The organism is Mycolicibacterium aromaticivorans JS19b1 = JCM 16368, assembly GCF_000559085.1.
GTDB lineage: Bacteria > Actinomycetota > Actinomycetes > Mycobacteriales > Mycobacteriaceae > Mycobacterium > Mycobacterium aromaticivorans.
The window spans coordinates 508,548-520,148 of record NZ_JALN02000001.1 but is presented as its reverse complement, the minus strand read 5'-3'; the positions used below and the strand labels follow the sequence as shown (position 1 = coordinate 520,148).

The window sequence follows — 11,601 nt, the reverse complement described above, 5'->3', positions numbered from 1 at the left end:
TCGGGCAGAGAATCGGGTGAGCGCTGACCATAGCGCCCGTGTTGGACAACGCCGGCGACCTGCCTGTCGTTCCCGGTGCCGGCCGTTCAACCGAGTCGAAAGCGCGCAGATCGGGCATGATCGAGGCATGCGGATGGTCGCGGTGACCCTGAACGTGGTGGTGGCCACGGCTCTGGTGTCCGGGTGCCATTCGACCGTCGAGCCGCGGGCCAAGGCCGCCGAGGAGCCCCGGGCGGCGGCGGTGTCGGCCGCGAATGCCCAGCCGGTGGCGGCCCGGCCCGCCGTGGGAGCACTGTTCCTCGGCGCCACCGACACCCACACCTGCACCGCCTCGGTGGTTCATTCGGCAGCCCAGGATCTGATCCTGACCGCCGCGCACTGCCTGGCGGCGGGCCTGCCCGCCACCTTCGTACCCGGATTCAGCGAGAGCGCCGCTCCCGGCGACGTCTGGACCGTCGACTCCGTCTACCTCGATCCCCGATGGCTGAGCACACAGGACCCGAAGGCAGACTATGCGTTCGCCCGAGTCAGCCGCTCTGCTGGCGGCACTGTCGAATCCGCTGCGGGCCGGGCGCTCACCCTCGGCGCGGCGCCCACCGAGTCCGCGCCGGTGACGGTGATCGGCTACCCGACGGGTGACGGCGGACCCCCGCTGGGCTGCGACACCGTTGCCCGCATCGAGGACGGATACCCGGCACTGCGCTGTAACGGCCTGGTCGACGGAACCAGCGGCGGCCCATGGATCGCCGGGGCGACGGTGGTCGGCGTGATCGGCGGGCGCAATGGCGGCGGCTGCCAGGACAACGTGTCCTACTCGGCGCCGTTCGACGCGGCGACGGCAGCGCTGCTGGCGCGCGCCGAAGCGGGGGGTCCGGGCGACGACGCGCCGACGTCGTTCGACAGCGAGTGCTGAGCGCCTAACGGCGGAACTGGTTCAGCGCGCGCAGCTTGTTCATCACGTCGAGCGCGGCCACCTTGTAGGCCTCCGAGAACGTCGGATAGTTGAAGACAGCGTCGACCAGGTACTCGATGGTCCCGCCGCAACCCATCACGGCCTGGCCGATGTGCACCAATTCTGTTGCCGCGGTGCCGAAGATGTGGACGCCGAGGACCTTGAGGTCTTCGGTGGACACCAGCAGCTTGAGCATGCCGTAGGAGTCACCGGCGATCTGGCCGCGGGCCAGTTCGCGGTAGCGGGACACCCCGACCTCGTAGGGGACCGCCGCCTTGGTGAGGTCCACCTCGGTGGCACCGACGTAGGACACCTCGGGGATCGAGTAGATGCCGATCGGCTGCAGCATGGTCATACCGGCCGTCGGCTCGCCGAACGCGTGGTAGGCCGCCAGCCGGCCCTGTTCCATCGAGGTGGCCGCCAGGGCGGGGAAGCCGATGACATCGCCGACGGCGTAGATATGGTCCACTTTGGACTGAAATGTCTTCTCGTCGACGAAGATCCGGCCGCGGTTGTCGGCCTCCAGACCGGCGTTGGCCAGATCCAGGTGGTCGGTCTGGCCCTGCCGTCCGGCCGAGTACATGACGGTTTCGGCGGGGATCTGCTTGCCACTGGCCAACGTGGTGACTGTGCCGGCCGAACCGACGTCGACTGCGGTCACCTCCTCGCCGAAGCGGAACGTCACCGCCAGGTCGCGGAGGTGGAAGCGCAGGGCTTCGACGATCTCGGGGTCGCAGAAGTCGAGCATCGTGTCGCGTTTCTCGACGACGGTGACCTTGGTGCCCAGTGCGGCGAACATCGAGGCGTACTCGATGCCGATGACGCCGGCGCCGACCACCACCATCGAGCCGGGGATGGTCTTCAGGTCGAGGATGCCGTCGGAGTCCAGCACCCGGTTCTCGTCGAACTCGACGCCGGCTGGCCGCGCCGGCTTGGTGCCGGTGGCGATGATGATGTAGCGACCGCTGACGGTGATGTGCTCGGCTCGGGTGGGGTCCTCGACCTCGACGGTGTGCTCATCGATGAACCGGCCGTGCCCCACGTAGAGCTCGATACCGTTGCGCATCAACTGGTTTCGCACCACGTCGACCTCTTTGCGGATCACGTGTTCGGTGCGGGCGAGCAGGTCGGCTGGAGTGATCTTGTCCTTGACGCGGTAGCTGGCGCCGTAGAGTTCGCGCTGGCTCATGCCGGTCAGGTAGAGCACCGCCTCGCGCAGCGTCTTCGACGGGATGGTGCCGGTCTGAACACAGACACCGCCGAGCATCTGCCCGCGTTCGATGACGGCCACCGACTTGCCCAGCTTGGCTGCCGCGATGGCTGCTTTCTGACCGCCGGGCCCCGAGCCGATGACGACGAGGTCGTATTCCACACTCATGAGGACAAGATGTACGCCGGTTTGCCGAATCTCGCATGCCGACCGTGTCAATACGACATGAACAATGTGGCGCCGCTGCCCGGCGGCTATCCCCAGTTCCGGGTTCATCCCCAGCGGCGTGCTCGTCGGTTCTCGGCGGAGGGGTTTGGTCGGCGCCGGTTGCGACTGTCGGGCCATGACCACACACCAACCTGACCATCGCTTCACCCGTCCTGGCGCCCTGATCGCCGCGCTGCCCGCTGTCCTCGGCTTCGTCCCGGAGAAATCACTGGTGCTGGTGTCCCTGGAGGACCGCGAGATGGGAGCCGTCATGCGTGTCGACCTGCCCAAGGTGATGGACGGGAACCTCACCCACCTGGCCGACGTCGCCGCCGCCTCAGGCGCCGACACGGTGGTGGCCGTGATCATCGACGCCGACGGCGCCTCGTGCCCGATGTGCAACCAGGACTACCGCGACATGTGCGACGAACTCAACGCGGCGCTGGCCGACCACGACATGACCGTCTACGCCACCCACGTGGTCGACCGGATCGAGGCAGGCGGCCGGTGGCACTGCGTCGACGGCTGCGGCAGATTCGGCGCGGTGGAAGATCCGATGGCCTCCCCGCTCGCCGCAGCCGCCGTGCTCGAGGGACGACGACTGTATCCACGCCGCTCCGATCTGCAGGCGGTGGTCGCTGTCGCCGACGCCGGCCGCGCCGCTTCGCTGGTGCCGGCGATCACCGCGCACGCGCAGGCGCGGGAGACCGACTGGCGGGCCGATCCCGACGGGTGCGGGCGCCGCGATGTCGAGGCGGCCATGGCGATCGCCGCCCGCGTCAGCGACGGTGCGGACCTCGAGGATGCCGAACTCGCGATGCTGGCGTGCGCGCTGACCGACGTCTCGGTCCGCGACACGTTGTACGCGCTCGCGGTCGGTGCGGTGGCCGGCAACGCCGAAGCGCTGTGGACCGTGCTCGCACGGACGCTTCCCGACCCGTGGCGAACCGAAGCGCTTGTGCTGCTGGCCTTTTCGGCGTACACGCGTGGCGACGGGCCGTTGGCCGGGCTGTCGCTGGAGGCGGCGCTGCGCAGCGATCCTGAGCACCGAATGGCGAGCATGCTCGACACCGCGCTGCAGTCGGGCATGCGGCCCGAGCAGATCCGGGAGCTGGCCGGTGCCGGGTACCGGCTGGCCAAGCGGTTGGGGGTGCGGCTTCCGCCGCGGCGAACGTTCGGCCGCCGCGCAGTGTAGGGCGGCCTAGACCTTCTCGACCTTGACAGCGTGGGCCATCTCGTGGGGCAGGTGCACGTTCTCGTGGCCGCCGATCAGGATCGTCACACCGCCGTGCGGGCCACTCTCCACTTGCACGCGGGCATTGGGCACCACACCGGCCCCCTTGAGCTGACCGATCAGCTCGACGTCACCCTGCACGTGCTCGGAGAGCTGACGGACCACCACGGCGACGGGGGAGCCGGCCGGCAGTTCGGTCAGGCGCACCAGGTTGGCGTCCTCGAACTTGCTCATGTCCAGGCCCAGCAGCGACAGACCGGGGATCGGATTGCCGAACGGCGACACCGTCGGGTCGTCGAGGACCTGCACCAGCCGGCGCTCGACGTCCTCGCTCATCACGTGTTCCCAGCGGCAGGCTTCGGCGTGCACTTCTTCCCACGGCAACCCGATGACGTCCACCAGCAGGCGCTCGGCCAGGCGATGCTTGCGCATCACCGAGACGGCCAATTCGCGTCCCTTTTCGGTCAGTTCAAGGTGCCGGTCGCCGGCCACATGCAGCAGGCCGTCGCGTTCCATGCGGGCCACGGTCTGGCTGACCGTTGGGCCACTCTGCTCGAGCCGCTCGGCAATGCGTGCGCGCAGGGGGATCACGCCCTCCTCTTCGAGGTCGTAGATCGTGCGCAGATACATCTCAGTGGTATCGACCAGATCGTTCATTAAGGACACCCTTCGTCTGCCCCGAGTCTACTTGGCTAGCTGCGTAAATGGACGTGCAACACCTCCGGCCACAGCAGTGTGCCCGCCGGGTTGACCGACGGGCACACTGGAGGGGGTTGCTTACTCAGCTGGCGTACGACCGCAGCCGGTCGGCCCGGTCGCCGTTGCGCAGCTTCGACATGACCTCACGCTCGATCTGGCGGACCCGCTCGCGGGACAGGCCGAACAGCTTGCCGATCTGGTCGAGGGTGCGGGGCTGGCCGTCGTCGAGGCCGAATCGCAGCCGGATCACCTGCTGCTCCCGCTCGTCCAAAGTGGCCAGCACGTGGCGGATGTCGGTGTGCAGCAATTCGGCGATCACCGCGTTCTCGGCGGACATGGCCTCGGAGTCCTCGATGAAGTCGCCGAGCGGGGCCTCCTCGTCGCTGCCGACCGGCATGTCGAGGCTCACCGGGTCGCGGCTGTGCTCGAGCAGATCGTTGATCTTCTCGACCGGAATACCGGACTCCTCGGCGAGCTCCTCGTCGCTGGCCTCCCGGCCCAGGCTCTGGTGCATCTCACGCTTGATGCGGGCGAGCTTGTTCACCTGTTCCACGAGGTGGACGGGGAGCCGGATCGTGCGGCTCTGGTCGGCCATGCCGCGGGTGATGGCCTGACGGATCCACCACGTGGCATACGTCGAGAACTTGAAACCCTTGGTGTAGTCGAACTTCTCCATCGCGCGGATCAGACCCAGGTTGCCCTCCTGGATGAGATCCAGCAGCGGCATGCCCCGACCGGTGTAGCGCTTGGCCAGCGACACCACCAGGCGCAGGTTGGCCTCGAGCAGATGACTGCGGGCGGCCTGCCCGTCGCGCACGATGATGGCGAGATCGCGCTTGCGGTTCTCGCTGAGTCGCTTCTTGGTCTCCAGCAGGTGCTGGGCGAACAGCCCGGCCTCGATCCGCTTGGCCAGCTCTACCTCGTCTTCTGCGGTGAGCAGGGCGGTTTTGCCGATGCCGTTCAGATAGACGCGCACCAAGTCGGCGGCTGGACTCTGGGCGTCCAGATCGCTGTCAATCCGGCTGGTGGTGGCATGTGCCATGGTGGCCTCCTGATCGGCTGCAACTGTCACAGCGTTCAACGTGCGATCCGAGCAAAGAGTTCCCGCGAAGGCGTCTGTTCACACCCTCTGACGTGCGGGAATAGTGAGGAGCCCTGAGAATGTCCTGAGAAACGGCCGCGATGGCGATCAGTGGGAACCGCGGTCGGGACCACCGGCCGGATGCGGTTGAGCAGCCGAGATCCCGGCATCGAGCGCGCGATGCTCGGCCCGCGGGAACAGCGGGGTCCGCTGCGGGGTGTCGTTGAAGCGCCGGGGCTCCTCGGCACGCCGGGGCGGGCGATCATTGGCGATCAGGACGGCCATCCACGGCAGTGGCAGTGACACCGCGATGATCGCCAGTGAGATCAGTCCGTTGTGCCACAAGCCATATGCGACTGCCGCCAGGATCAGCGCCGGAATCCGAAAAGACATGATCGCCAGGTACTTCCGTACTCGCTGACGATGCTGCTCTTCGTAGGGTGTCGCCGCGGCGGTGATGAGCACGGGCCGACCCTCGTCGTCGAATCCCAGCTCACGCTTCATAGCTCTACTGTTCCACAATTCGCGATCGATATGCATGCCGGTTTCTTACGGCTGTCTTACCGGGCACAATGTGTGTATGCAGACCCAGACGATCGAGCGCACCGACGCCGACGAACGTGTCGACGACGGGACCGACGACGATGCCCCCAAGGTCTTCCATTACGTCAAGAAAGACAAGATCGCCGAGAGTGCCGTGATGGGCACCCACGTCGTCGCGCTGTGCGGCGAGGTGTTCCCGGTGACTCGCGCGGCCAAGCCGGGCTCGCCGGTGTGCCCGGACTGCAAGCGGGTCTACGAGAACCTCAAGAAGGGCTGATCGGGGCGGCTTCGGTCGTCTCCCCGGGCACCGGCTGCGCCTCGTTGTCGGCGGCGGCGTCCTTGTTGTCGTTATCACCCATCGACTTCGCCTTGCGCCGCAACCACGTTCGCATCTGTTCGGCATGCGGTGTGGGAGCGGGAAACTCCTCTTCGATGGCGGCGTTGAGTTCGGCGCCGATCATGATGGCGAAGCCGAGGAAGAACGCGAACAGCAGGAACGCGATCGGGGTCGCCAGCGCGCCATAGGTGTAGCCGGTGCTGGTGATCCAGGTCAGGTAGAACCGCAGGCCCATCGCCGCGACCACGAACACCGTCGCCGCCAGGATCGCACCCCACAGCAGGCGATGGGTGGGCAACGGTTTGGGTAGCGACACCCGGTAGAGGATCGTGACGGCCAGCACCAGGGTCACGGCGAGCGCGGGGTAGTAGCCGTAATGCAGGACGTTGTCCCAGCTGTCGGGAAGATACGACGAGATCTTGCGGGGGCCGAGCGCCACGAACGGTGCGCTGGCGATGACGAACACCAACATCACCACGTAGAGCCCGAGCGCGAAGAACCGTTGCCGCACCGGATGTCGCAACGGCGTCTGGTCGTGAGCTTCCACCACCGAGTCGACGAACGCCGAGATGGCCGACGAGCCGGCCCACAGGCTGATGACGAAACCGAACGACACCACTTCACCGCGCGCGCTCGCCACGATGTCGCGGACGGTCGGCTGGATGATCTCGTTGACCACATTCTTCGAGAAGAAGCTGTTGGCGAAGTTGATCAGCTGGTTCTCGATGGTCGGCAGGGTGTCCGGCCCGAACAGCGGTGCAATGTAAGAAAGGCTCCCGAGCATGCCGAGCAGGAGCGGCGGCAACGACAGGACCGACCAAAAACCCGCCTGTGCGGACTCAGAAAAAATCGAGTCGTCCCAGCTTTTGGACAACGTGCGTTTCGAGATCCGCCATACGTGGTGACGAGATGGCTTGGCCGATTGGTCAGTCATGACCAGTCCAGCATTCCTGACGACGGGGGTCCTGCCCAGCGACGCGGCCGTGAGTAGTTGTTACGCCTCCGACGGGCTGACTTCGATCACCGCGGCCAGCTCGATCAACTTGGCCTGGTGCTCGTTGGCGTGATGCTGGCAGAACAGGAGCTCGGCACCGGAGGGAAGCTTGGCGCGCACCCGAGCCGCTGCACCACAGCGGTCGCAGCGATCAGCCTTGGTCAATTCAGGACTGGTCAGGGTCGCGTTCATGGGCTCCTCCGTAAGGTGCTCAGCGCTTCGGTGACTGGTCGCCACCGTCACGTATCTCTACTGTCTCAGACGTTTTGTGTTCCGGCCTTGTTCCCCGGGGGTTTAACGCTGTGTCGTGTCTCACGCCTTCTCGTGTTGCGGGTGGTGCAGTGTGGTCGTATGTACCCGAATCCGGAATTCTTACTCCACCTGTGCGGACAGCGAGACTGGGAAATCGCGCAGGCCAGCGGAGAACTTTGCCCCGCATCGCTGAGCGAAGCCGGATTCATCCACCTGTCGACGCCCGAGCAGGTGCACCTGCCGGCCAACCGGTTGTACTCCGGCCGAACCGATTTGGTACTGCTGCACATCGACCCTCAACAGCTGCAGGCACCGCTGCGTTGGGAACACGGTGTTCCAACGGATCCCGAGTCGATGCGGTTCCCGCATCTGTACGGCCGCCTACCGACTACCGCCGTGATGAAAGTCACGCCCTATCAACCGGGACGGGACGGCCGGTTTCAGCCGTTCGAGACGTCGACGTAGGCGTCGGCCTCGATCTCCACCAGCAGCCCGGGCTCGATGAGCGCGGCGACCTCGACCATGGTGGCGGCCGGGCGGATCGCGCCGAAGAACTCCGCGTGCACCGCGCCGACCCCGCGCCAGGCCGCGATGTCGGTGACGTAGATGCGGGTGCGGACCACGTCGGACAGCGAGGCGCCGAGATCGTCCAGCGCTGTTGCTATGCGCTGCAATGCATGTCGAGTCTGAGCGACGACGTCGTCGCCCGCACCGGTGGTGCCGGATATCGCGACGTGCGGGCCGATGCGAACCGCCCGGGAGTAGCCGACTTCGGGCTCGTAGGCCGATTCCGAGGACAGATTCACCCTGCTCAACACTGTGCCAGGGTAAAGGGGTGCGACCTGCTCGCGCAGCTGAATTACGGGTGGCTGAGCGGGATTCAGCCTCCGCCGCCGGCGGCCGAGGCGGCAGCTCCCGGCGAGCTGATCAAGCCGATCATGACATGGCGGCCAGCGCTGAGGTCCATGTTTCTGACGGCAAGGAACACAAATGCGCGTCCGATCGAGGCCGAGGGAGTAGGGCCTGCTCAGCCGCTGCCGTAGAGGCGCAATGATCGCGCGGCGGCGGTGGCCACGGCAGCGCGCAGCGACGTGATCGGAGAGCTGCCGCGGGTGTGAACCGCGTTCGACAGCAGCACCACGTAGGTGTCGGATCGGGGATCCAGCCACAGTGACGTCCCGGTGAAGCCGGTGTGGCCGAAGCCGCCGACGGGAAACACCGTGCCGCGGGCGCCGGACTGGCCGGTGTCGATGTCCCAGCCGAGACCGCGAAGGTTCTGTCCGGGGATCGCCGGATACCGCGGGCGATGGCCCGGCTTCCTAGCCAGCGCGGCGTTGGCCGCGTCGAGTTGTCCCGTGGTATGCCCCGGCTGTTGCGGAGAGGTCATCAACTCGAGGCTCGACTGCGTCAGCGGAAAAGTGCTGGGCCTGCCCGCAAGCCGGTCGAGTAGTGCCTGGGCGAAGACGCTGACGTCGGAGGCGGTGGAGAACACCCCGGCATGTCCGGCGACCCCACCCATTCGCCGCGCCGTCGTATCGTGCACAGTTCCGCGTAGTAGGTGGCCGAAATCCGGGTTGCGGTTCGGCTCGCCGGGGCTGTCCTCATCCCACGCCGTCGGTGCGATGCGGGGGAGTAGAACCGTATTCCATTGGCCTGCAGTGCATTCGGTTGATTCGGTAGGCGACCACCGGACTGCGGCGCCGGTGATCTTGTTGTGTCCGCACACCTTCGCCAGTGGTAGATAACGGGTGTCGGCCATGCCGAGCGGGGCGAATACGTGCTGTTGAACGTAGTCGTCCTCGGGCTCACCGGTGAGTCGCTCGATCAGCGCGCCGAGCACGATGAAGTTGATGTCGGAGTAGCGAAACCCCTCTCCGGGAGGAGATTCCAGCGGTGTGGTGAGTGCGCGACGGAAACCCTCGGCGCGATCGGGGGAGTCCAAACCCCACGGGTCCTTGAGCTCGACGTCACCGGTTTCACCTGAGGTGTGGGTGAGCAGCATCCGCACCGTGACCGCGGCGCGTTTGGGATCGTTGCCGGTGTTGAATTCGGGCAGGTACTTCTGAATCGGGTCGTCGACTCCCAGCCGGCCCTGCTGGTAAAGCTGCATGACGGCCGTCGCCGTGGCCAGCGGCTTCGTCAGTGACGCGAGGTCGAAGATGGTGTCCTCGGTCATCGGTTCGGCGGGGGCGGGCGATCCGTCCAGTCCGCGTTCGCCGGGCAGCTTGCGCACGCCGTAGGCCCTGCGGAAGACGATCTTGCCCCCGTGCCCGACCACGACCACCGCACCGGGCAGGCGGTTCGCCGCGACGGCCTCGGTGACGATTTTCGACACCTCGGGAAGATCGGGCGTCGGCGGCCCGACCGGTGGCGCGGGCAGGTACGTGGGAACCGCGGCCCGGGTCAGGGTCTCGTGCGGTGCGGGCCCGTGTGAGCACGCGGTGGCCACCGTCAGCAGTACGCACCCGGCAGCGCGTGCTGCCCAGTGAAAACTGCTGCGGCGCAGCGAAATCGGTTCGGGCCTCAGTCCAGGTAGTCGCGCAGCACCTGGGAACGGCTCGGGTGCCGCAGCTTGCTCATGGTCTTCGACTCGATCTGGCGGATCCGTTCGCGGGTGACTCCGTAGACCTGCCCGATCTCGTCGAGTGTGCGCGGCTGGCCGTCGGTCAGGCCGAACCGCAGCCGCACCACGCCGGCTTCGCGCTCGGAGAGCGTCTCGAGCACTGACTGCAGTTGATCCTGCAGCAGGGTGAAGCTCACCGCGTCCACGGCCACGACGGCCTCGGAATCCTCGATGAAGTCGCCGAGCTGGCTGTCGCCCTCGTCGCCGATGGTCTGGTCCAGCGAGATGGGTTCACGCGCGTACTGCTGGATCTCCAGCACCTTCTCCGGCGTGATGTCCATTTCCTTGGCGAGCTCTTCGGGAGTGGGCTCGCGGCCCAGATCCTGGAGCAGCTCACGCTGGATGCGTCCGAGCTTGTTGATGACCTCGACCATGTGCACCGGGATACGGATGGTGCGGGCCTGGTCGGCCATCGCGCGGGTGATCGCCTGGCGGATCCACCATGTGGCGTACGTGGAGAACTTGTAGCCCTTGGTGTAGTCGAACTTCTCGACAGCGCGGATCAGACCCAGGTTGCCTTCCTGGATGAGGTCCAGGAAGGCCATGCCGCGACCGGTGTAGCGCTTGGCCAGCGACACCACAAGACGCAGGTTGGCCTCGAGTAGATGGTTCTTCGCGCGGTCACCGTCGCGGCAGATCCACTGCATGTCTCGGCGCTGCTGAACCGGCAGCTTCTCGCCCTTGTCGGTCTTCTCCGCCATCAACTGGGTGGCGTAGAGGCCTGCCTCGATCCGCTTGGCGAGCTCGACCTCTTCCTCGGCGTTGAGTAGCGCGACCTTGCCGATCTGCTTCAGGTAGGCGCGAACCGAGTCGGCCGAGGCGGTGAGCTCGGCGTCCTTGCGGGCCTGCCGCAATGCCTCGGACTCTTCTTCGTCCCACACGAAGTCGCCGGACGCCTTGTCCTTCTCCGACGGCTCGGCGATGTCCTCTTCGTCCCCGGACTCGCCCTCGGCGGCCGGCGCGCCCGCGGCTGGGGCGGCTTCCTCGTCGGCCGCGTCGTCAGAATCTTCGGCGACGTCTTCGAGGTCCTCGAGTTCGATGTCGTCCTCGGCTACGTCGAGTTCGGGATCGACATCGAGGTCGCCGTCGAGTTCCTCATCGGCGCCGGCCTCGGCGTCGGTGTCGGCGGGGGCCGCATCCTTCTTGGCCCGGCCGCGGGTGGCCGGGGCCTTCTTCGCGGCAGCCTTGGTGGCGCGCGTCTTGGTCGGGGTGGCCGTTGCGTCAGTGATCTCGGAATCGCCGGGTTCGGCTCCGGCGGCGCGGGGAGCGGCCTTGGCGGCACGCTTGACCGGCGCGGAACCGTTGGCCGCCGATTTGGTCTGGCTGGCCGCCGACTTCTTCGCGGGAGTCTTGGTGGCGGTGCGCTTCACCGGCTCATCGGTTGCCGGGCTTGCCTTCGTCGCTGCCACGTACACCCTTTCGGTCGTGCTGGCTCTCGGCGGGCGTGGGCGCGCCACCGAAAGCGTCGG

General features: G+C 66.8%; 13 protein-coding genes. 4 read left to right on the top strand and 9 right to left on the bottom strand.

Going from position 1 to position 11,601, the window contains the following annotated elements; all coding sequences use genetic code 11:
* Positions 1-127: 127 nt before the first annotated feature.
* Positions 128-913 carry a trypsin-like serine peptidase gene (locus Y900_RS02495; RefSeq protein ID WP_036338603.1) on the top strand — a complete coding sequence of 262 codons (786 nt, stop codon included), beginning with the start codon at positions 128-130 and terminating at the stop codon, positions 911-913.
* Between the two features lie 4 nt (positions 914-917).
* On the opposite strand, the gene sthA is transcribed toward Y900_RS02495, so the two are convergent.
* Positions 918-2,330: a Si-specific NAD(P)(+) transhydrogenase gene (sthA, locus tag Y900_RS02490; protein ID WP_036338600.1), complete on the bottom strand. Its 1,413-nt coding sequence runs from the start codon at positions 2,328-2,330 to the stop codon at positions 918-920.
* A gap of 175 nt (positions 2,331-2,505) precedes the next feature.
* Here sthA and Y900_RS02485 point away from each other — a divergent pair, with 175 nt between their 5' ends.
* The gene (locus Y900_RS02485) at positions 2,506-3,564 is read left to right on the top strand and encodes a DUF4192 domain-containing protein (protein ID WP_036338598.1); all 1,059 of its coding nucleotides are present in this window, start codon (positions 2,506-2,508) and stop codon (positions 3,562-3,564) included.
* A 6-nt stretch (positions 3,565-3,570) separates the two neighbouring features.
* On the opposite strand, the gene Y900_RS02480 is transcribed toward Y900_RS02485, so the two are convergent.
* The 3 genes from Y900_RS02480 to Y900_RS02470 form a co-directional block, all read right to left on the bottom strand.
* A complete protein-coding gene (locus Y900_RS02480; RefSeq protein WP_036338595.1) occupies positions 3,571-4,260 on the bottom strand; it encodes an iron-dependent transcriptional repressor DtxR in 690 nt (229 codons plus the stop codon).
* Positions 4,261-4,384: 124 nt separating this feature from the next.
* Positions 4,385-5,374: a sigma-70 family RNA polymerase sigma factor gene (locus tag Y900_RS02475; RefSeq protein WP_272945534.1), complete on the bottom strand. Its 990-nt coding sequence runs from the start codon at positions 5,372-5,374 to the stop codon at positions 4,385-4,387.
* A 117-nt stretch (positions 5,375-5,491) separates the two neighbouring features.
* Entirely contained in the window at positions 5,492-5,887 is a 396-nt protein-coding gene (locus Y900_RS02470; protein WP_036338591.1) for a DUF3099 domain-containing protein, read from the bottom strand.
* 76 nt (positions 5,888-5,963) lie between these two features.
* Between Y900_RS02470 and Y900_RS02465 the strand changes: the two genes are divergently transcribed.
* Complete coding sequence (locus Y900_RS02465) at positions 5,964-6,203, top strand: DUF3039 domain-containing protein (protein ID WP_036338588.1); 240 nt, start codon at positions 5,964-5,966, stop codon at positions 6,201-6,203.
* Here Y900_RS02465 and Y900_RS02460 read toward each other — a convergent pair.
* Both Y900_RS02460 and Y900_RS02455 read right to left on the bottom strand, forming a co-directional pair.
* On the bottom strand, positions 6,190-7,197 hold the full coding sequence (locus Y900_RS02460) for a YihY/virulence factor BrkB family protein (RefSeq protein WP_036338585.1): 1,008 nt from the start codon (positions 7,195-7,197) through the stop codon (positions 6,190-6,192). The genes Y900_RS02465 and Y900_RS02460 overlap by 14 nt on opposite strands.
* 60 nt (positions 7,198-7,257) lie before the next feature.
* Positions 7,258-7,449, bottom strand: coding sequence for a DUF7455 domain-containing protein (locus Y900_RS02455; protein WP_036338582.1), 192 nt, complete (start codon positions 7,447-7,449; stop codon positions 7,258-7,260).
* A gap of 159 nt (positions 7,450-7,608) precedes the next feature.
* Here Y900_RS02455 and Y900_RS02450 point away from each other — a divergent pair, with 159 nt between their 5' ends.
* Positions 7,609-7,974, top strand: coding sequence for a DUF952 domain-containing protein (locus tag Y900_RS02450; RefSeq protein ID WP_036338579.1), 366 nt, complete (start codon positions 7,609-7,611; stop codon positions 7,972-7,974).
* Here the strand turns inward: Y900_RS02450 and Y900_RS02445 are convergent.
* From Y900_RS02445 to Y900_RS02435, 3 genes are all read right to left on the bottom strand, one after another.
* Positions 7,950-8,324, bottom strand: a complete 375-nt coding sequence (locus Y900_RS02445; protein WP_420329793.1) for a RidA family protein — start codon at positions 8,322-8,324, stop codon at positions 7,950-7,952. The two genes, Y900_RS02450 and Y900_RS02445, sit on opposite strands and share 25 nt — an antisense overlap.
* 212 nt (positions 8,325-8,536) lie before the next feature.
* Positions 8,537-9,967, bottom strand: a complete 1,431-nt coding sequence (locus Y900_RS02440; RefSeq protein WP_192827553.1) for a serine hydrolase domain-containing protein — start codon at positions 9,965-9,967, stop codon at positions 8,537-8,539.
* A gap of 65 nt (positions 9,968-10,032) precedes the next feature.
* On the bottom strand, positions 10,033-11,541 hold the full coding sequence (locus Y900_RS02435) for an RNA polymerase sigma factor (RefSeq protein ID WP_109751160.1): 1,509 nt from the start codon (positions 11,539-11,541) through the stop codon (positions 10,033-10,035).
* Positions 11,542-11,601 lie beyond the last annotated feature (60 nt).

Coding starts and splice junctions, on each gene's coding strand:
- Y900_RS02450 (WP_036338579.1), top strand. CDS start 7,609: ATGTACCCGAATCCGGAATTCTTACTCCACCTGTGCGGACAGCGAGAC.
- Y900_RS02460 (WP_036338585.1), bottom strand. CDS start 7,197: ATGACTGACCAATCGGCCAAGCCATCTCGTCACCACGTATGGCGGATC.
- Y900_RS02480 (WP_036338595.1), bottom strand. CDS start 4,260: ATGAACGATCTGGTCGATACCACTGAGATGTATCTGCGCACGATCTAC.
- Y900_RS02470 (WP_036338591.1), bottom strand. CDS start 5,887: ATGAAGCGTGAGCTGGGATTCGACGACGAGGGTCGGCCCGTGCTCATC.
- Y900_RS02485 (WP_036338598.1), top strand. CDS start 2,506: ATGACCACACACCAACCTGACCATCGCTTCACCCGTCCTGGCGCCCTG.
- Y900_RS02465 (WP_036338588.1), top strand. CDS start 5,964: ATGCAGACCCAGACGATCGAGCGCACCGACGCCGACGAACGTGTCGAC.
- Y900_RS02495 (WP_036338603.1), top strand. CDS start 128: ATGCGGATGGTCGCGGTGACCCTGAACGTGGTGGTGGCCACGGCTCTG.
- Y900_RS02455 (WP_036338582.1), bottom strand. CDS start 7,449: ATGAACGCGACCCTGACCAGTCCTGAATTGACCAAGGCTGATCGCTGC.
- sthA (WP_036338600.1), bottom strand. CDS start 2,330: ATGAGTGTGGAATACGACCTCGTCGTCATCGGCTCGGGGCCCGGCGGT.